The organism is Nitratireductor soli (genome assembly GCF_001050155.1).
Classification (GTDB): domain Bacteria; phylum Pseudomonadota; class Alphaproteobacteria; order Rhizobiales; family Rhizobiaceae; genus Nitratireductor; species Nitratireductor soli.
The window spans coordinates 1-17,684 of the sequence record NZ_LFVY01000022.1; the positions used below are offsets into that span (position 1 = coordinate 1).

Annotated in this window: 23 protein-coding genes; all 23 read left to right on the plus strand. The window is 63.8% G+C overall.

Going from position 1 to position 17,684, the window contains the following annotated elements; all coding sequences use genetic code 11:
* Positions 1–114 precede the first annotated feature (114 nt).
* Complete coding sequence (locus AB843_RS22270; protein ID WP_048649114.1) at positions 115–474, plus strand: hypothetical protein; 360 nt, start codon at positions 115–117, stop codon at positions 472–474.
* Positions 475–869: 395 nt separating this feature from the next.
* Positions 870–1,553, plus strand: a complete 684-nt coding sequence (locus AB843_RS22280; protein WP_048649116.1) for a hypothetical protein — start codon at positions 870–872, stop codon at positions 1,551–1,553.
* Positions 1,554–1,610: 57 nt separating this feature from the next.
* Positions 1,611–2,684: a hypothetical protein gene (locus tag AB843_RS22285; protein ID WP_157384587.1), complete on the plus strand. Its 1,074-nt coding sequence runs from the start codon at positions 1,611–1,613 to the stop codon at positions 2,682–2,684.
* Between the two features lie 84 nt (positions 2,685–2,768).
* The gene (locus AB843_RS22290) at positions 2,769–3,128 is read left to right on the plus strand and encodes a DUF6107 family protein (RefSeq protein WP_048649118.1); all 360 of its coding nucleotides are present in this window, start codon (positions 2,769–2,771) and stop codon (positions 3,126–3,128) included.
* Positions 3,129–3,131: 3 nt separating this feature from the next.
* Positions 3,132–3,821, plus strand: a complete 690-nt coding sequence (locus AB843_RS22295) for an HK97 family phage prohead protease (protein ID WP_048649119.1) — start codon at positions 3,132–3,134, stop codon at positions 3,819–3,821.
* On the plus strand, positions 3,793–5,082 hold the full coding sequence (locus tag AB843_RS22300) for a phage major capsid protein (RefSeq protein WP_425286836.1): 1,290 nt from the start codon (positions 3,793–3,795) through the stop codon (positions 5,080–5,082). Before AB843_RS22295 ends, AB843_RS22300 begins: the two co-directional genes overlap by 29 nt.
* A gap of 150 nt (positions 5,083–5,232) precedes the next feature.
* Positions 5,233–5,802: a head-tail connector protein gene (locus tag AB843_RS22305; RefSeq protein ID WP_048649121.1), complete on the plus strand. Its 570-nt coding sequence runs from the start codon at positions 5,233–5,235 to the stop codon at positions 5,800–5,802.
* A gap of 5 nt (positions 5,803–5,807) precedes the next feature.
* Positions 5,808–6,137: a phage head closure protein gene (locus tag AB843_RS22310; RefSeq protein WP_425286837.1), complete on the plus strand. Its 330-nt coding sequence runs from the start codon at positions 5,808–5,810 to the stop codon at positions 6,135–6,137.
* Entirely contained in the window at positions 6,134–6,310 is a 177-nt protein-coding gene (locus tag AB843_RS25770; protein ID WP_157384588.1) for a hypothetical protein, read from the plus strand. The genes AB843_RS22310 and AB843_RS25770 overlap by 4 nt, the downstream gene beginning before the upstream one ends.
* Positions 6,288–6,698, plus strand: coding sequence for a DUF3168 domain-containing protein (locus tag AB843_RS22315; protein WP_244468062.1), 411 nt, complete (start codon positions 6,288–6,290; stop codon positions 6,696–6,698). Before AB843_RS25770 ends, AB843_RS22315 begins: the two co-directional genes overlap by 23 nt.
* Before the next feature lie 30 nt (positions 6,699–6,728).
* Entirely contained in the window at positions 6,729–7,145 is a 417-nt protein-coding gene (locus AB843_RS22320; RefSeq protein ID WP_048649123.1) for a phage major tail protein, TP901-1 family, read from the plus strand.
* Between the two features lie 11 nt (positions 7,146–7,156).
* A complete protein-coding gene (locus tag AB843_RS22325) occupies positions 7,157–7,498 on the plus strand; it encodes a gene transfer agent family protein (RefSeq protein ID WP_048649184.1) in 342 nt (113 codons plus the stop codon).
* Between the two features lie 8 nt (positions 7,499–7,506).
* A complete protein-coding gene (locus AB843_RS25200) occupies positions 7,507–7,719 on the plus strand; it encodes a rcc01693 family protein (protein ID WP_280136305.1) in 213 nt (70 codons plus the stop codon).
* 11 nt (positions 7,720–7,730) lie between these two features.
* Complete coding sequence (locus AB843_RS22330) at positions 7,731–8,294, plus strand: phage tail tape measure protein (RefSeq protein ID WP_048649124.1); 564 nt, start codon at positions 7,731–7,733, stop codon at positions 8,292–8,294.
* Positions 8,295–8,315: 21 nt separating this feature from the next.
* Positions 8,316–8,957 carry a DUF2460 domain-containing protein gene (locus AB843_RS22335; RefSeq protein ID WP_048649125.1) on the plus strand — a complete coding sequence of 214 codons (642 nt, stop codon included), beginning with the start codon at positions 8,316–8,318 and terminating at the stop codon, positions 8,955–8,957.
* Positions 8,954–9,844: a DUF2163 domain-containing protein gene (locus AB843_RS22340; RefSeq protein ID WP_048649126.1), complete on the plus strand. Its 891-nt coding sequence runs from the start codon at positions 8,954–8,956 to the stop codon at positions 9,842–9,844. Before AB843_RS22335 ends, AB843_RS22340 begins: the two co-directional genes overlap by 4 nt.
* Positions 9,841–10,299, plus strand: coding sequence for an NlpC/P60 family protein (locus tag AB843_RS22345; protein ID WP_048649127.1), 459 nt, complete (start codon positions 9,841–9,843; stop codon positions 10,297–10,299). Before AB843_RS22340 ends, AB843_RS22345 begins: the two co-directional genes overlap by 4 nt.
* Before the next feature lie 19 nt (positions 10,300–10,318).
* Entirely contained in the window at positions 10,319–14,281 is a 3,963-nt protein-coding gene (locus AB843_RS22350) for a baseplate multidomain protein megatron (protein WP_048649128.1), read from the plus strand.
* 32 nt (positions 14,282–14,313) lie between these two features.
* Complete coding sequence (locus AB843_RS22355; protein WP_048649129.1) at positions 14,314–14,520, plus strand: hypothetical protein; 207 nt, start codon at positions 14,314–14,316, stop codon at positions 14,518–14,520.
* A 77-nt stretch (positions 14,521–14,597) separates the two neighbouring features.
* On the plus strand, positions 14,598–14,939 hold the full coding sequence (locus tag AB843_RS22360; RefSeq protein WP_244468063.1) for a hypothetical protein: 342 nt from the start codon (positions 14,598–14,600) through the stop codon (positions 14,937–14,939).
* A gap of 68 nt (positions 14,940–15,007) precedes the next feature.
* Positions 15,008–15,679 carry a response regulator transcription factor gene (locus AB843_RS22365; RefSeq protein ID WP_048649130.1) on the plus strand — a complete coding sequence of 224 codons (672 nt, stop codon included), beginning with the start codon at positions 15,008–15,010 and terminating at the stop codon, positions 15,677–15,679.
* A 10-nt stretch (positions 15,680–15,689) separates the two neighbouring features.
* A complete protein-coding gene (locus tag AB843_RS22370) occupies positions 15,690–17,096 on the plus strand; it encodes an ATP-binding protein (RefSeq protein WP_048649131.1) in 1,407 nt (468 codons plus the stop codon).
* A gap of 94 nt (positions 17,097–17,190) precedes the next feature.
* On the plus strand, positions 17,191–17,622 hold the full coding sequence (locus tag AB843_RS22375; protein ID WP_048649132.1) for an RT0821/Lpp0805 family surface protein: 432 nt from the start codon (positions 17,191–17,193) through the stop codon (positions 17,620–17,622).
* Positions 17,623–17,684 lie beyond the last annotated feature (62 nt).

Sequence of the window (17,684 nt, forward strand, 5' to 3'; positions counted from 1 at the left end):
GCGGCCGAGCGCGAGGCTCTGTGGAGCCGCGTGGGCGCGGCCGATTTCCTGACCGAAGACGAAAAGCGCCAGGCAGTGGGATACGCCCCGCGCGGCGAAGGGTGAGGCCCTGTCATGCCGGAGACCGCGATCCTTGCCGCGCGCTTTCGTGAAGAGGCCGCCTGGTTCCGGCTGCTGGCCGCCGCCGGGCGGCTGGAACGGGCACTGAAATACAACCCCAACTGGCATTCGCAGCCGCGCGTGCCGGCGGGCAACGGGCGAGAAAGCGGGCAGTGGGCGGATGGGGGTGGGAGCGCGGTTGTAGCGGAGCCGGGTGGATTGCCGGTGGTTCCGGCAAGCGGTCGTGCATCGCGCGCCGGGCAACTGCGCAGGCGGTATCCGACGGCTTCCATTTCGCAGATCACACGTCTTGAAATAGCGACGATGCAGGCGCGCACCGAACTCTACAGAGTGCGCAGGCTCGATCCCGGCTGAAGCCCGCAAACGCGGGTGCGAGGGCCGGGAATCGAGAGCGATATCAGGGATTTGGAGTTTGTTGCAGGAGCAGCCCGGGAGCGGTTTGGCAAGCTGACGATTGGCGTTCCAAAGGGGTTTGATCCGCTTTGGGGGCGCAAGCGGTTGCTGAGCGAAATCCGCAAGAGGGGGTATCGGTTCGAAGCACCTGCGGACAACAAGCAGGGCGTAATCTACAAGAAACACGCTACTGGCGAGGAAGTTCGAATCATGAATCGCCCAAATCGTGAGCGACCCGAGAGGGACGAGAATCCCGGGAAATGGTTGATGAAATACTACTATAGGTATAGAATAAAGGATGGCGCAAAAGAGGGACCTCATGTGTCCATTCCTGACGGCTATTAAGGCAACTCGTCATGACAATGATCGAAGAAATTGGCGCCCGCATTCTCGCCACGCTCGAGGAAACCTGGGCAGACAATGTCTTTACCCTGATCAACACGGTGTACGAACCGCCGTCCAGCGCTGATCTGGAGGAATATTGCAACGCGATCAGGATGTTGCACCAGAAGGGGATCGTCCGCTTTTCATGGAGAATTCTGAAAGCTGGCAAAAGTCCGGCAATGTCGGAGGCAGAAACCGCTGAGTTCCTAAGGTTGATGGAGAGCTGGTTTGTTCTTGGGGGCGACGGGAACTGGACATGCGGGCGGGGCGATATCAGGACCATGGATATCCCGCGGCTCTTCATCCGCGAGGCCGGTGCCCGCATCGCTGAGAAGCTGGTGGACGAACGTGGTACCGAATGGTGGACCCAGCGCAGCAAGACGTTCGACAAAATTGGCGACATCGTGCTGGCGGAGTGGAATCTGGCATTGCCTGCCGATCTCTCCCGGATCGGACGACCTTTTTATGATCAGGTGGAACGGCTCTATGGGGCGCTGGAGGGCGGCTTCCCGGTCGATCGGCTGGAGGACTATCTGTACGGTGCCGAGGAAGCCTTGCCGGGGCTGATGCCAAACGAGGAAAGGATCGCGCGGCTGGCCGAGCGGCTGCTGCTCGTGGAGATTCCCGAGGACCGGTGGAAGCGGCATTCAGCTTGACGGCGTGTCGTCTGACTTCATGGGTGGGGATCGCTGAGCACGGCCGGGGGTGAGGCAGTGGAGATTCCCGAAGCGTTTTGTCGGATGGTGCAGCGGATGCATGTCGATATCGATCTCGATGTCGGCAGCGAGGAGGAACTGTACCGCTTTCTGGCGAAGGATGTCGCCAACCGCGGCGACAGGGAAATCGTTCTCGGGTTCATCGACCGGCTTCTCGCTTCGGACATGAACGATCGAAAGCTTGCCAAGATATGGGATGAGGCCGGGTCCGATGGGCCGGCGCCCAGAAAGATGCGCGTGTTTCTTCAGCGTTTGCGAACAGAGATCGGGAATTTCGTCAAACGGAAGGAGCGCATTGCCAGGAAAAGCATTGCCGCAATTCGCTGGCAGGCGGCGCGGCAGGAGCCGGATGAAATCGAAAAGCGGATATTGGCTTCGCTTGACGAGATCATCGAGGATGACTTGAGCCAGCTCATCAATATGGTTCACGACCCGTGCAACGAGTCCGATCTTACGGCGTTCTGCAATGCAGTGCGGCGGCTGTGCGAGCGAGGCTTCGCGCATATCACCATTGGAGGGGAAGGTGTGTGGCCGTCTGCCGGACTGGCGGCCGATGAAGAAGCCGAATTGCTTGACGAACTGGAAAGCTGGCTGGTCCTCCCGGAGGGCGGCGAGTTCTGGTGTTTCAGCAAAACGCGCGGAAACGGGCTGGTGCCAAGCCTTGCCTTGACGGAGGACGGCGAGGCGTGGGGTATCGGATATACCAACAAATATGATGGGGCCTGGTGGTATCGCCCGCGCCGCGTTTCTCGGCTGGGTTGGGTGGATGCGTGTTTCGCGTCGATTCCCGAGCCGGTGCCCGCCATGTTCGCGCGGCTGCGCAAGGATGAGGAACGGTTGAGCGAGGCGCGCCAGAAACGTACGGCGCGCCGTATTGCCTTCGCGATGGCGGAAGAGGGATTGCGGCAGGTGCATGCGTTTCTTGTCGATCTGCTGAATTGCGAGCTTGATGACCGTGAGTTCACGAGGGCTTGTCAGCGTGCCGGCGCCTCCTGGCGCTATTGCGACGACCGTGAAAGAAAGCTGCTGGAACGCCTTCGCGATGCCTTCGGCGAACGGCTTGGAGAATAGACGACGGAGCGGCGTGCCCCCTGGGTGATAAGCCGATCTCGGCAATGACGTCTTAAAGGCAATCCCACACACGAGGATTTTTCGATGACCGACCTGACCCAGGCGGGCTGGATATGGCTCGCCAAGGGAGCTGGCGCTGTGGCCGGCTCCGCGATCTCGGTCGCCTATATCCTGCCGCAGCACCGGCGCGACGCGGCGGTCCGCTTCGCCGTCGGCGTGGTGTGCGGCATGGTGTTCGGCGGCGCGACGGGACTGAAGTTGGCCGAGCAGCTCGGTCTGACCGGCGAACTGGGCGCGGCCGAAACCATGCTGATGGGATCGGCGGTGGCCAGCCTGTGCGCCTGGAGCGTCATCGGCCTGGCGCTGCGGTATTTCCAGGCGCGGCCGGCCGGCCCCGCACCGGGCGCGGCCAAAGCCGATTTTCCAGAACAGAAGGGACGCTAGAACATGCAGGCGAAAATCGCGCCGGCGCCGGACGAGCGCAAATATGCCGGCCTCGACATCGAGACGGTCGAGGCAGACGGGGCCTTTTCTGGCTATGCCAGCCTGTTCGGCCAGGTGGACCTCGGCCGCGACGCGGTGGAGCGCGGGGCCTTTTCTGCATCGCTCGAAAAGCGCGGGGCGAACGGCATCCGCATGCTGTTCCAGCACGACCCGAACCAGCCCATCGGCACCTGGGAGGTCATTCGCGAGGACGCGCGCGGGCTGTTCGTGAAGGGGCGGCTGGCGCTTGGCGTGACCAAGGCGCGCGAGGTCTGGGAGCTGATGCGCGACCGGGCCCTCGACGGGTTGTCGATCGGCTTTCGAACCGTGCGGGCGAAGACAGAGGCCAGGACCGGGGTGCGACGCATCCTGGAGGCCGATCTGTGGGAGATTTCCGTCGTCACCTTTCCCATGCTGCCGGAGGCGCGGGTGGACAAGGTGAAGGCAGAGGAGAGGAGCGCGCCATTGCCCACGGCGCGCGAATTCGAACGCTGGCTGACGCGGGATGCGGGCCTGACGCGGCGTGAGGCCCGGGTGGTGATCGCCAAGGGGTTTGGCGCCTTGACGCGCGAGCGGGACGCCGCGCCGGGCTTCGACGGGCAGCTTGTGGCGGTGATCCGCCAGGCTGCCCGAATGTTCAACGACAAGGATTGAAGAGATGACGGCAGACATTGCAAAGCGCGCGCCGGAGGTGAAATCGGCGCTGGACGGCAGCGATTTGGTCGGTGCGTTCCATGAATTCATGCATTCGTTCGAGACGTTCAAGGAGGCCAACAACGAGAAGCTGCGCCAATTGGAAAAGCGCGGCGCGGACCCGGTGACGGAAGAGAAGGTGGAGCGGATCTCCCGCTCGCTGGACGAGCAGAAGCAGGCGATCGACGGGCTGGCGCTGAAGAAGGCGCGGCCGGCACTGGGGCGGGGTGGGGCATTCTCCTTCGCCGAGCTGGAGCGCAAACAGGCCTTCGAGGCCTATATGCGCTCGGGTGACGAGCGGAGCCTGAGGGCGCTGGAGGAAAAGTCCATGTCCTACGGCTCCGGGCCCGATGGCGGCTATCTGGTGCCGGAGGAGACGGAAGCGGCGATCGGCGCCAGGCTTTCCGACCTCTCGCCGATCCGCTCCATCGCCTCCGTCCGGCAGGTGTCGAGCGCCGTCCTGAAAAAGCCGTTCGCCGTCAGCGGGCCGGCGGTCGGTTGGGTGGCCGAGACGGCGGCGCGGCCGGAAACGGCGGCGGGCACGCTGGACGAGCTGCAGTTTCCGACGGCGGAGCTCTATGCGATGCCGGCGGCGACCGCGATGCTGCTCGACGACAGCGTGGTCGATCTCGACCAGTGGATCGCCAGCGAGGTGGAAACAGCCTTCGCCGAGCAGGAGGGAGCGGCCTTCGTCAACGGCAACGGAACGAACAAGCCGAAGGGGTTCCTGAGCTATACTCAGGTCGCCGACGACAGCTGGTCTTGGGGCAGTGTCGGCTACAATCTGACGGGTGTCAGCGGCGAGCTTCCGGCCACGGACGCGTCGGATGTGCTGGTCGATCTCGTCTATGCGCTGAAGGCCGGTTACCGGCAGAACGCAAACTGGGTAATGAACCGCAGGACGCAGGCGACCCTGCGCAAGCTGAAGGATGCGGACGGCAATTATATGTGGCAGCCGCCGGCAACGCCCGGCAGCCGGGCCATGCTGATGGGCTTTCCGCTGGTCGAGGCTGAGGACATGCCCGATATCGGCGCCGACACGACGCCGATCGCCTTCGGCGACTTCCGCCGCTTCTACCTGGTGGTCGACCGCACCGGCGTGCGCGTCCTGCGCGATCCGTACTCGGCCAAGCCCTATGTGCTGTTCTACACGACCAAGCGTGTCGGCGGCGGCATCCAGGACTTCGAGGCAGCGAAGCTGCTGAAATTCGGCACCGCCTGACACCTCCCTTGGCAGGGTGCGCCGTGGCGGCTCCGGTCTCCTCCCCGGAGCCGCCGTTTCTTTCAAGCATTTATGCGGAAAAACAAACAGATAGAGCCTCCTTTATGCGTCCTGATGGACGTATGGCGCTCTAGCGACGGGGTTTCATTCATGACGCTTTTTCGAACGGTCGACCCGACGGTCGAACCGGTGACGCTTGTCGAGGTGAAGGCGCATCTGAGGATCGACCATGCGAGCGAGGACGATCTGCTGAACGGCTTGATCCGCGCCGCGCGCCAGGAGGTCGAGACGGCCACCGGCATGGCGTTGATCAACCAGTCGTGGCGGCTGGTGCTCGACGACTGGCCGCCCCATGCGGTGCTTTACCTGCGCCGACCGCCGGTGCGCGAAATCATCGCCGTCACGGTGTTCGATGACGACGGGGCGGGCTCTGTTCTTGATCCCGGCAGCTATGATCTGGATCCCGTTTCGAACCCGGCACGGCTGCATCTGAGCAAAAGGCCGCCGGTTGGGCAGAAGCTGAACGGCATCGAGGTCGATTTCACCGCCGGGCATGGCGAAGCGGGGACGGATGTGCCCGATCTCCTGCGCCGGGCGATCCTGCTCCTGGTGGCGCATTGGTATGAATTTCGCGCCGGATTTGGTGCAGGGGACCAACCGGTGTCCCTGCCGGACGGATATCGGCGCCTGCTGAGCGTCCACAACGCGCCGAGGTTGTGATGCGCATGCAGTTTATCGATCCCGGTGGATTCCGAAATGAAATGAGCCTGCAGCAGGCGGTGACGACGCCGGACGGAACGGGCGGACACGATGAGAGCTGGAACGAGATCGCCACGCTGTTCGCCGCTGTAGAGCCGCTTGCCGCAACGGCGCGTTTTGGCGCCGCGCAGGAGCACGAAACGGTGACCCACCGCATCACGCTGCGCTTCCGCGACGATCTGCAGAGCGGCATGCGCCTGGTCAAACAGGGGCGCGTCTTTGCGGTCGTCAATGTACACGATCCCGATGAAACGGGACGTTATCTGGTGTGCCGGGCGCGCGAGGAAGGACGATGAAGGTCACCATGCAAGTCACGCTGGATGCAATGACCCGCACGCTGCGGCGCCTGGCGCATCAGGCAGCGGTGCAGGCCGAGCAGCAGCGTCGGGCACGTCGTCGCAAGCCGCGCGACGACGACAGGATGCAGCCGCCGCGGGAAGGACGAGATGATGAACCTGGCCGCGCTTGAACTGCAAAAGGCGGTGTTCGCGGCGCTCGCCGGCGATTCCGGCCTGGTGTCCGCCCTTGGCGGGCAGAAGCTGCACGACCTGACGCCGGCGCGCACGAGCTACCCCTATATCAGCTTCGGCCCCGCCAGCATGCATGACTGGAGCACCGACACGGAGGATGGCAGCGAGCATTTCTTCACGCTGCACGTCTGGTCGGCGAGGAGGGGAAAAAGCGAGGCGCTGACACTGATGGACCGTATCGACAAGGCACTGCACGACACCGCGCCGGAACTTGCCGCGCTTCGGCTTGTCAGCCTGCGGCGCGACGGCTCGGAGATACGCTTTGACGAGGACCTTTCCGTTCATCTGGGATCGATGCGCTTTCGCGCGGTCATCGAGCCTGCCTGATGCAACCGTCTGTTTTCAAGGAGACCTTTCATGGTGGCTAAAAAGGGCAAGGACCTTTTGCTGAAGCTCGACGTGAGCGGCACGGGAACTTTCCAAACAGTGGCCGGACTGCGCGCCAAGCGTTTGGCCTTCAACAGCGAGACGGTCGACGTGACCGATGCGGATTCGGCCGGGCGCTGGCGCGAACTGCTGGCTGGAAGCGGCGTACAACGGGCGTCGGTCAGCGGCTCGGGGATCTTCAAGGATGGCCAGTCCGACGCATCGATCCGCGCCCGATTCTTTGCCGGAGAAATCGCCGCCTGGCAGGTCGCAATACCGGATTTCGGCATTGTCGAAGGGCCGTTCCAAATCACGGCGCTCGAATATGGCGGCAGCCATGACGGGGAGGTGACCTTCGAGATCGCACTGGAATCGGCCGGCTTGGTCAGCTTCACGGCAGCGTCCTGATGGAGCGGGCAATGCATGTGAACCGCCGCCGCGGCGAGATTTCAGCCAGGCTGGACGGGACCGACTATCGGCTCTGCCTGACGCTCGGGGCGCTGGCCGAGCTGGAAGACGCGTTTGCCGCCGACGATCTCAACCAGCTGGTGCAGCGCTTCTCCACCGGCCGGCTTTCGGCGCGTGACATGGTGCGTGTCATCGCCGCCGGATTGCGCGGCGCGGGGCATTCGTTGAGCGACCGCGAGGTGGAGGCGATGCACTGCGACGACGGCGTGGCGGGTTTTGCGCGCATCGTCGGCGCGCTTCTCGTGGCGACGTTCGGAAGCAGCGAGGATGCGGCGACGCCACAAAACCCTTGAATGCCGCAGTGCGCCGACCGGTCCCGTTTCCCTGGCGGGAGATCATGGGGTTCGCGCTCGGGGTGCTGCGGCTTTCCCCGGCCGTTTTCTGGTCGATGAGCCCACGGGAGCTGGAATGTGTTCTCGGTGCGTTACCGGCCGGCACGATGGCGGCTCCGGCGCGTGCCGACCTCGCCGACTTGATGCAACGATTTCCCGACCGGCATGACGGCGGGGCGTAACCGGAGGATCCATGACCGAGGACGTTACCTTTGAGATCAGGGCCGATACCAAGCCCTTTGCCGATGCGCTGAACGATCTGCAGGACCTGGCGGACGGGTTCGGCCGCCAACTGACCGGAGCCTTGAAGGGCGCCGTGGTGAGCGGCAAATCGCTGGAGGACGTATTGCGCAATATCGGCCTGAACCTGGCCGGCATGGCGCTGTCCCAGGGCTTGCAGCCGCTGGGGGCGCTTGGCTCGTCGCTTTTCTCCAGCATATTGGGCGGGCTCTCCGGCACGCTGCCATTCGCCAAGGGCGGCGTGGTGCCCTTCGCCGGCGGCGGGGTCGTCTCGTCTCCAACCTATTTCCCCATGGGCGGCAATCTCGGCCTGATGGGCGAGGCCGGTGCGGAGGCGATCCTGCCGTTACGGCGCGGTGCCGACGGGCGGCTGGGCGTCGCGTCGAATGCCGGCGGGGCGTCGGCCAACATCGTTTTCAACGTTACGACGCAGGACGCAGGCTCCTTCCGCAAATCCGAGGCGCAGATCACCGGCATGCTGGCGCGCGCCGTGGCGCGGGGGTCGCGCACGCTCTGATCACGCACAATGGGATCGGCAATGAACAGCTTTCACGACATCAGGTTTCCGCTTGCCGTATCCTTCGGCGCGACAGGCGGGCCGGAACGACGCAACGAGATCGTCCAACTCGTCTCAGGTCGGGAAAAGCGCAATGCGCGGCAGGCCGATGCGCGGCGTTTCTACGACGCCGGGACCGGGTTGCGCTCGCTGGACGACATATACGAGGTGCTTGCGTTCTTCGAGGCGCGGCGCGGCTCGCTGCATGGGTTCCGCTTTCGCGACCCATTCGACATGAAGTCCTGCAGGCCGTCGCAGACGCCAACTCATCTCGACCAGGAAACCGGCTTGGGAGACGGGATACGCACCCGGTTTCCACTGTCCAAGGTCTATGGAGAGGGAGAGGATGCCGTTCTGCGGCCAATCACCAGGCCCGTACCGGGCACCGTGCTGGTCGGCGTGAACGGCGCGGTGCAGCAAGCCGACCTGCACTTCTCTCTCGATGCGGAAACCGGCGAGGTGGTTTTTCAGGCCGGCGCCGTGCCGCCGGCAGGAACGCTGATCACGGCCGGATACGAATTCGACGTGCCGGTGCGCTTCGATACCGAGCGGCTATCGGTCAGCCTGAGCGCGTTCAAGGCCGGGCAGATCCCGGCCATTCCTCTCGTGGAGATATTGGGATGACCGAGATTGATGCCGCGCTGGCGGCGCATCTGGCCGGCACGGCCACGACCCTTTGCCATTGCTGGCGCCTGACGCGCAGTGACGGGGTTGCTTTCGGCTTTACCGATCATGACCGAAGACTGACGTGCCAGGGCACGCAGTTCGAGCCGGAAACGGGGCTGACGGCAAGCGAGGCGAAGGCATCGCTGGGGTTGGCGGTCGATACAGTGGACGTGGAAGGGGCGTTGTCGGCCGTCGATATTCGCGAGGAAGACATCGTGTCCGGCCTTTACGATGGCGCCACCATCGAGACGTTTCTGGTCAACTGGCAGGACACGACGGCGTTTGCCCATCTGCGCACGGCGGTGATCGGCAAGCTGACGCGCCGCGACGGCGGGTTTCTCGCCGAGCTGGAAAGCCAGACCTGGGCGCTGGACCAACCGAACGGCAAGACGATCCGCAGGCAATGCGATGCGGAGTTGGGCGATGTGCGTTGCGGGTTCGCACTGCAGGGATCGCAATTCGTCGCCTCGGGAAGCGTGGTGCGCGCCGAGGCGGGCGACATCCTGACGGTCGACGGGTTGGGCGCATTTGCCGAGGGCTGGTTCGCCAACGGCATTCTGACATGGACATCGGGAGCGCAAGCCGGGCGCAGGGAACGGGTGACCGGGCATGTCAAAACAGGTGCCGGAACGCGGTTGGCTGTCTGGCGGGAAGGCCCGTTGCCGGTGCAGGTGGACGACACCTTCACCATTGTTGCGGGTTGCGACAAACAGTTTTCGACCTGCAAGGTTAAATTCGCCAACGGCCTCAACTTTCGCGGGTTTCCGCACCTGCCTGGCGATGACGCGGCCTATCAGTATGTCCGCGACGACGGCGTGTTCGATGGGGGAGCCCTGGTCAAATGACGGAGTTCGAGCGGGACGCGGAATTCGCCCGCGCGGTCGTTGCCGAGGCGTTGTCCTGGGTGGGAACACCTTATCGACACCAGGCGAGCCGCAAGGGCGTGGGGTGCGATTGCCTCGGTCTCCTGCGCGGCGTTTGGCGCGCGCTGCTGGACAGCGAACCGGAAGATCCGGGCCCCTACGACGCCGACTGGGCGGAGGCGGGCCGGGAGGACCGGTTGTTGCAGGCGGCTGGGCGTCATTGCCGCCGGCGGCCGCTGCAGGAGTTGACGGCGGGCAACATCATCGTACTGCGCTGGCGGCCTCATTTGCCGGCCAAGCATGTCGGCATACTGACGAGCGCCGAAAGTTTCGTGCACGCCTATCAGGGCAGCGCCGTCATCGTCTCGGCACTGGTTCCGCAATGGCGCCGCCGCATCGCCGGTGTCTTCGCCCTGCCGCTTCCCACAACCGAGTAACCGGGAGAACCCGTTTTCCATGGCAACCATCATCCTGCAGGCGGCGGGCGCGTTCCTTGGCGGCTTTCTGGGGCCAATCGGCGCGACGCTGGGCACCGCGGCCGGAGCGGTCGCCGGCTATGTGATCGATCGCGCGCTGCTGTCGAACACACAGCATTATGAAGGACCGCGCCTTGCTGCGGCACGGCCGTTCTCCGGTGAGGAAGGCGTCCCCCTCCCGCGCATCTACGGCACGGTGCGCATCGGCGGGACGATCATCTGGGCAACCCGTTTCGAGGAGACCAGCACCACCAGCCGGCAGGGCGGAAAGGGCGGGCCGAAGAGCACGACCTATTCCTATTTCGCCAATGCCGCTTTTGCCTTGTGCGAAGGAGAGATCGCCGGTGTTCGCCGCATCTGGGCGGATGGCCGCGAGATCGACCGCAGCAAGGTGGAGATCCGTGTCTATGCCGGCAGCGAGAACCAGCCACCCGATCCGTTGATCGAAGCCAAACAGGGAAGCGGCAATGCTCCGGCCTATCGTGGAACCGCCTATGTGGTGGTCGATCGGCTGCCGATCGACGATTATGGCCGGCGCCTGCCGCAGCTTCAATTCGAAGTCCTGCGGCCTGTTGGCCGACTCAACAAGAACATTCGCTCGGTAGCGCTGATTCCCGGCTCGACGGAGTACGGGCTGTCGCCATCCCCGGTGACAATCACGCACCGCCCGGGGGAAGAGATAATTGTCAACCGCCACACGCTTGCGGCGGCCAGCGATTTCGAAGCGTCGTTGGACGAATTGCAGATGCTGTTGCCGAATTTGCGGACCGTATCACTGGTGGTTTCGTGGTTCGGTACGGATTTGCGTGCTGGGCATTGCCAGATCCGCCCGATGGTCACCCGGCCTCCCGCAGCCCTGCTGCCGAACGATTGGCGCTTCATCTGGCAGACACTGGGCTTCCCGGAGGAAATCATCGCCGGTTGGCTGGGGCCTGTCGCAAAGGAGGATTGGCTCGTCTCGGGAGTGGCGCGCGCCGAAGCGCAGGTAGTCTCGCACACGCAAGCGGGAGCCGCCTATGGCGGAACGCCCTCCGACCGCTCCGTGATGGACGCGATCGACGCGATCAAGAAGCGCGGGCTGAACGTCTGGCTCTACCCGTTTGTGATGATGGACATACCGGCCGACAACACGCTGGTGGACCCCTATGGCGAGGCCAGGCAGGCGGCCTATCCGTGGCGTGGGCGGGTTACGTGTCACCCGGCGCCCGGCAGGCCAGGCAGCTCGGACAAGAGTTCATCGGCGCGAGCGCAGGTGGAAACACTGCTTGGTGGTGCGGCGCTGTCGGACTTTGCGCCATCGACCGAAACGGTCGACTTCAACGGCGCGGAAGGCGATTGGGGGTATCGACGCTTCCTGTTGCATTATGCGCGCCTGGCGGCGCACGCCGGCGGGGTTGACGGCTTCCTGGTCGGATCGGAATTGCGCGGGCTGACCTGCCTGCGCGACGAGGCCGGGCAATTCCCCTTCGTCGAGGCCCTGCGGCAGATTGCGGGCGAAGCGCGCGCCATTCTCGGCTCCAGCACGACCATAACCTACGGCGCTGACTGGACCGAGTATTTTGGCCATCAACCAGCCGATGGAAGCGGCGACGTGCTGTTCCATCTGGATGCGCTGTGGGCGGACGATGCGATCGATGCCGTCGGCATCGACAATTACATGCCGCTGTCGGACTGGCGCGACGAGGACCATGCCGGCGACAACCCGGACGGTTTTTGCCGGCCATATGATCCGGTGGGGCTGCGGGCCGGTATCGTTTCCGGTGAAGGTTTCGACTGGTACTATGCAAGCACGGGCGACCGTCAGGCGCGCCTTCGCACCCCTATCACCGACGGCGCTTACGGCAAGACCTGGACGTTTCGCTACAAGGATATCGCCGGGTGGTGGTCGAACCCGCACGTCAACAGGATCAACGGTATCGAGACGGGACCGCAGACGCCGTGGGTGCCGCGCTCCAAGCCTGTGATCTTCACGGAACTGGGCTGTGCCGCCATAGACAAGGCTCCAAACCAGCCGAACGTTTTTTCCGATGCCAAGTCGGCGGAGAACGCCACGCCTTACTTCTCCAATGGCAGTCGGTCGGACCTGGCGCAGCACAGGTTCCTGTCGGCGCATTTCGAGCACTGGGCGGAGATCGGGGCGGCCAATCCCCTGTCGAATGTGTATGGCGGGTCGATGGTCGAGCCCGACGACATCTCCGTCTGGGCCTGGGACGCCAGGCCCTTCCCGGTTTTTCCCCTGCGCAGCGACATCTGGGGCGATGGTGAGAACTGGTCGCGTGGACACTGGCTGAACGGTCGCAGCAGCGGACTGACGGTTTCCGAATTGATCGACGCGATCCTTGCCGACCACGGACTTCCGCCGGCCGATACGGCGCGAACGGACGGCACCGTCTCCGGGTATGTCGTTGCCAGTCCAGGCACGGCGCGCGATGCGATCGAGCCGATCGCCGAACTGTTCGGCATCGGAGCCTGGGAGGAAGCCGGCGCGTTGGTGTTCTCCTCGACTGGAGTGTCGACAGCGCAGCCGCTGCAGATCACCGATCTGTCCGTCGAGAACGGCCGGCCCGCCATGGAGAAGGTCCGCGACCCCGACCATGGCCTGGCGGCCGAGCTGCATGTCGATTTTCGCGATCAGATGAAGGAACATCAATCCGCCACCGTACTGGCGGCCCATGCCGGCGCAAAGGGGCGCCGAAAGGGCTTCATGAGCTTTCCCGGCGTGTTGTCGTCGGCAGAGGCAACCGTCCGGGCGAACGCCGTTTTGCACAGCCGCTGGGCGGCGCGTGAACAAGTTACCTTTTCGCTTCCCATGACGGAAATCGCAGCCAGGCCCGGGACTCTGGTTCGTTTACCGGGGGAAACCAATGGCCCGGACTACATCGTCACCGATGTCGAGGACGGGCTGCAGCGCACACTCAAGGCGCGGCGTGTCAACCGGGTGCCGCTCCTTGCGTCCAACAATGAGAACCCGGTGCCGCCGCAAACGTCTGATTGGGCTGGCGGCATGCCATTTGCGTTGCTGCTCGACTTGCCATGGCAAAGCAGTACCAGGTCAGCGGAGGAGGAATTTCGCGTTGCCGCACGGGCGCGACCTTGGCGCCGGCATGTGGCGTTGACGTCTCTCGACGAGAGTGGCTTCGAACCGCGGTCGACGCTGGAAAGACGCGCGACGATGGGTTTTTTGAAGGAGCCGATAGGCGGTGGCTTAGAAGGCAGGATCGACCTTGGCAGGGAACTCATCGTCGAGCTGCTCGACGGCGCGCTGCGAAGCGTTTCACCGGTGCATCTCCTGAATGGGGCCAATGTGGCGGCGCTCTATTCGGCTTCCGGCGCGTGGGAAATTCTTCAGTTCCAGAGCGCGGAAGAAATCGGCCCGTCCTTGTGGCGACTGACCGGACTGCTGCGCGGACAACTGGGGACCAATGACGCGATGCAGGCGGGGAGCCAGGCCGGCGCGATCTTCGTGCTGCTCGACGAAGCGGTGCGGCCGGTCGGGCTTGCCGCAAGCGAAATCGGTCTGCCGCGCGCATGGCGCATCGGTCCGGCTGGTGATGAACTTGGCGGCGCGCACTTTCTGGCGTTGACGGGAACCGGCGGGCTGCGGTCGCAAATGCCGCTGTCGCCGGTTCACCTGCGTGCCCGCAGGATCGCCGACGGCGCGCTGGCGCTGTCATGGGTGCGGCGGGGGCGCATCGACGCGGACAATTGGCAGGCAGAGGATGTTCCCCTCGGCGAGACAAACGAACGTTATCGGATCGATATCGCGCCGGAAGGCGGCGCCATCGTGCGAACCCAGATCGTGTCCACGCCGTCCTGGACCTATAGCCCGGCGTCGATCGCCGCGGATTTTCCATCGCCTCCGGCAATTCTCGAATTTACCGTCCGCCAGATCAGCACCACCGTCGGAGCCGGGATTCCCGCGCGCCGTGCCGTGACGTTGTGACGGGGGCATTTTTCAAACGGAAAGGAAAACGCATGGCACAAAGCAAACCCTGGTATCTCTCACGCACCATCTGGGCTTCGCTGGTAACGATCGTCACCGCTGCCGCAGGCATATTTGGCTATCCGGTGGCCGAGATCGACGGTTCCGCACTGTCGGACAGCCTGTTGCAGGCAATCACGGCGATCTCCGGCCTGGCTGCGATTTTCGGGCGCGTTGCGGCCAGCAGTCGCATCGGCTGACCGTATCGGTTGAGTGTCGCGGACAGCCGGCTTCGGCCGGCTGTTCCTGCGATCTACCGGGATGCGAAATTGGGGCATTGTTCATTTCCTATTCAGCCAAGCTGGGCTACACCGGTTTCATGTTCAGGCATCATGCAATCAGATTTGGATCGATCGCGGCGCTGGCGTCGTTGATGGCGACCGCCTCGATCAGCATGTCGAGTACATCGGCGGCGGCCGGTGAGACGTTTGTCGTGGCGCAATCCGGTGCCGATTGTTATTCGGTCGGTTCCAGGGTCGCGGCGGAGAATGGCGGCCAATTGGTGCAGGCGACAGCCGAAAACCGGGGAGGGCAGACGGTTTGCCGTATTGTCGTTGTGATCCCCGGCGGCAATGGCGAGCGCCCCAAACGTGCCGAGTTTGTGGTTCCTGCGAATTGACCTGCGTCAGCGGGCGGCGTTGTTGCCGCAGTCTCGGGTGCGATCTGTGATGGGCGAGTGAGGGACTGATGCGCATTCTGGTTGTCGAGGACGACAAGGATCTCAACCGTCAGATCAGTGAAGCGCTGAGCGATTCCGGCTATGTAGTCGACAAGGCCTTCGACGGGGAGGAAGGTCATTTCCTCGGCGACACCGAACCCTATGACGCAGTCGTCCTTGACATTGGCCTGCCGCAGATGGACGGCATCAGCGTGCTGGAGCGCTGGCGGCAGGACGACCGAAAGATGCCAGTCCTGATCCTGACGGCGCGCGACCGCTGGAGCGACAAGGTTGCCGGCATCGACGCCGGCGCTGACGACTATGTCACCAAGCCGTTTCATATCGAGGAGGTTCTGGCACGGCTGCGGGCGCTGATCCGCCGTGCCGCGGGACATGCGTCGCCGGAACTGCGTTGCGGCCCGGTGCGCCTGGACACGAAGGCCTCGAAGGCGGACATCGACGGCGTTCCCCTAAAACTCACCTCACACGAATACAGGCTTCTTGCCTATCTCATGCACCATCGGGATTCGGTCGTTTCCCGCACGGAATTGGTGGAGCATCTCTACGATCAGGATTTCGACCGGGATTCCAACACGATCGAAGTTTTTGTCGGCCGCCTGCGCAAGAAGCTGGGCGATGTCGATCTGATCGAGACCGTCCGAGGCATGGGTTATCGGTTGCGCGAGCCGCGCAGCCCATAGGTCGCAATCCATGCCCGACCGCAACGTTCCGTCGTCTCTTTGGACATTTATCGCCCGATCGCTGACGGTGCGCGTCATCGCCTTCTCGTCGTTTTGGGCGATCATCGCCCTGGTCGTTATCGCGACGATTATCTCCGCCTTGTTCAGGCAGGTTTCGGAGCGTGGCTTCGACAGCGTGCTGATGGCCAATCTCAACAATGTCATCGGCTCCGTCGGTGTTTCCGAAAGCGGCGTTCTGGAAGGCAATCCCAACCTTGATGATCTGCGGTTTTCCCAACCCGGATCTGGCTGGTACTGGGCCGTCGAGCCCGTGACGAACGACCTTGGCGTGGCGCTGAGGTCCGCCTCGATGACCGCCCCCGTTCCCGCACCAAGCACGGCACAGGTGCCCTTCAGCGATGCGTTTCAACGCAACTACATCGGCACCGACGCGGGCGGAGAGGTGATCGAAGTGTTCGAAGCCGAACTTCTGATCGGCGACCGCGGGCAGGTAGCGCGGTTTCGGGTGATGGGCAATCGGACCGAACTGGAAGATGAGATCGGGCGATTTGTCCGTAAGCTGTATGGTTATCTGGCCGTGTTCGGCATGGGCATGATCGCCATCAACGTGTTCGCCATCCTTTATGGGCTGCGTCCGCTCAATCATGTCCAGCAGGCTCTGGCCGACATCCGCGCAGGCACCGCGCGCCGCCTGGAAGGGCCTTTTCCCCGTGAAATAGCCTCGCTTGCCGATGAGACCAATGCGCTGATCGAGAACAATCGCCGCATTCTCGAACGATCGCGCAAGCAGGTTGGCAATCTTGCCCATTCCCTGAAGACGCCGCTTGCCGTCCTGATGAATGAGGGGCGGGCGGTGGGCGGCGAACGCGGCGAACTCATCACCAACCAAGCAATCGCCCTGCAAAGGCAACTCGACCACTATCTTCAGCGCGCCCGGGCGGCCGCGCAACGCGACACGCTGGTGTTTCGCACGCCGGTCCGCACGTCGCTGGAACGCATGGCGCGGGTGATGAGCAAGCTCAATCCGGCCATCGACCTTCAGGCACAATTGCCGGACGAGGCGCTTGTCTTTGCCGGCGAGCGCGAGGACCTGGAGGAAATCAACGGCAATCTCCTCGAGAACGCGATGAAATGGGCACGTGGCCGGGTCATCCTGCGCACGGAACAGCCAACCGATGGAACGGGCACGTTGGGTTTTCGCATTGTCATTGAGGACGACGGCCCGGGAATTCCCGAGGAGCAGGCACGCGAAGCCCTGAAGCGCGGACGACGCTTGGACGAAAACAAGCCCGGAACGGGCCTGGGCCTTGCGATTGTCGCCGACCTGATAGAAGAATATGGTGGCTCACTCGCTCTTGAGCGATCTTCTCTTGGAGGGCTGAAGGCGGTGGTCGATCTGCCTCGTGCCGAGATCTGAGATGCGGCGGCGGAACCATCCGCCAAAATTCGGACAAACGAGATCCGTAAGGGCCAAGTGCTTTCGGGATTTATTCAAGGGATCATCGAACCCAATGAGATTTACGCTTATTGCCCTGGTTGCTTGTGCCGCAACATTGTCCGGCTGCATTGGCGGCGGCCTATCGCAGGCGGAGTTGCGGCCCAACCAGTTTGCACCAGCGCCGGCGAAGGCCGGCGTGGTCACGGGCATCGAGGGCGGAGGCCTGGTCAACGGCACGCTCGGCACGTCCCTGTCGCGTCTCCAGCGCCGCCTGGCGATGGAGGCGGAGTATCGCGCGCTGGAAAGCACGCCGCCCGGGCAAGACGTGTCCTGGCGCGACGCCGCGTCGGGCCGGGCCGGCATGGTTCGCGCTGCGCAGCCCTACCGCGTCGGCTCGCAGGATTGCCGGCAATACACGCATACGATCGAGGTCGATGGCACCGACCGCCAGGCGCGGGGCACAGCGTGCCGCAACGTAGACGGAAGCTGGACGCTCCTGGGATAATGCCGTCGGGAGCTGCGCATTGCCACGGGGCACGCCTCGCGGCCAAATGGCCGCAGGCTGGA

Bases quoted from the DNA above. Each gene is read 5' to 3' on its own strand.
- AB843_RS22270 (WP_048649114.1), top strand. From the start codon at position 115: ATGCCGGAGACCGCGATCCTTGCCGCGCGCTTTCGTGAAGAGGCCGCC.
- AB843_RS22280 (WP_048649116.1), top strand. From the start codon at position 870: ATGACAATGATCGAAGAAATTGGCGCCCGCATTCTCGCCACGCTCGAG.
- AB843_RS22290 (WP_048649118.1), top strand. From the start codon at position 2,769: ATGACCGACCTGACCCAGGCGGGCTGGATATGGCTCGCCAAGGGAGCT.
- AB843_RS22295 (WP_048649119.1), top strand. From the start codon at position 3,132: ATGCAGGCGAAAATCGCGCCGGCGCCGGACGAGCGCAAATATGCCGGC.
- AB843_RS22305 (WP_048649121.1), top strand. From the start codon at position 5,233: ATGACGCTTTTTCGAACGGTCGACCCGACGGTCGAACCGGTGACGCTT.
- AB843_RS22310 (WP_425286837.1), top strand. From the start codon at position 5,808: ATGCAGTTTATCGATCCCGGTGGATTCCGAAATGAAATGAGCCTGCAG.
- AB843_RS25770 (WP_157384588.1), top strand. From the start codon at position 6,134: ATGAAGGTCACCATGCAAGTCACGCTGGATGCAATGACCCGCACGCTG.
- AB843_RS22315 (WP_244468062.1), top strand. From the start codon at position 6,288: ATGATGAACCTGGCCGCGCTTGAACTGCAAAAGGCGGTGTTCGCGGCG.
- AB843_RS22320 (WP_048649123.1), top strand. From the start codon at position 6,729: ATGGTGGCTAAAAAGGGCAAGGACCTTTTGCTGAAGCTCGACGTGAGC.
- AB843_RS22325 (WP_048649184.1), top strand. From the start codon at position 7,157: ATGCATGTGAACCGCCGCCGCGGCGAGATTTCAGCCAGGCTGGACGGG.
- AB843_RS22330 (WP_048649124.1), top strand. From the start codon at position 7,731: ATGACCGAGGACGTTACCTTTGAGATCAGGGCCGATACCAAGCCCTTT.
- AB843_RS22335 (WP_048649125.1), top strand. From the start codon at position 8,316: ATGAACAGCTTTCACGACATCAGGTTTCCGCTTGCCGTATCCTTCGGC.
- AB843_RS22340 (WP_048649126.1), top strand. From the start codon at position 8,954: ATGACCGAGATTGATGCCGCGCTGGCGGCGCATCTGGCCGGCACGGCC.
- AB843_RS22345 (WP_048649127.1), top strand. From the start codon at position 9,841: ATGACGGAGTTCGAGCGGGACGCGGAATTCGCCCGCGCGGTCGTTGCC.
- AB843_RS22350 (WP_048649128.1), top strand. From the start codon at position 10,319: ATGGCAACCATCATCCTGCAGGCGGCGGGCGCGTTCCTTGGCGGCTTT.
- AB843_RS22355 (WP_048649129.1), top strand. From the start codon at position 14,314: ATGGCACAAAGCAAACCCTGGTATCTCTCACGCACCATCTGGGCTTCG.
- AB843_RS22365 (WP_048649130.1), top strand. From the start codon at position 15,008: ATGCGCATTCTGGTTGTCGAGGACGACAAGGATCTCAACCGTCAGATC.
- AB843_RS22370 (WP_048649131.1), top strand. From the start codon at position 15,690: ATGCCCGACCGCAACGTTCCGTCGTCTCTTTGGACATTTATCGCCCGA.
- AB843_RS22375 (WP_048649132.1), top strand. From the start codon at position 17,191: ATGAGATTTACGCTTATTGCCCTGGTTGCTTGTGCCGCAACATTGTCC.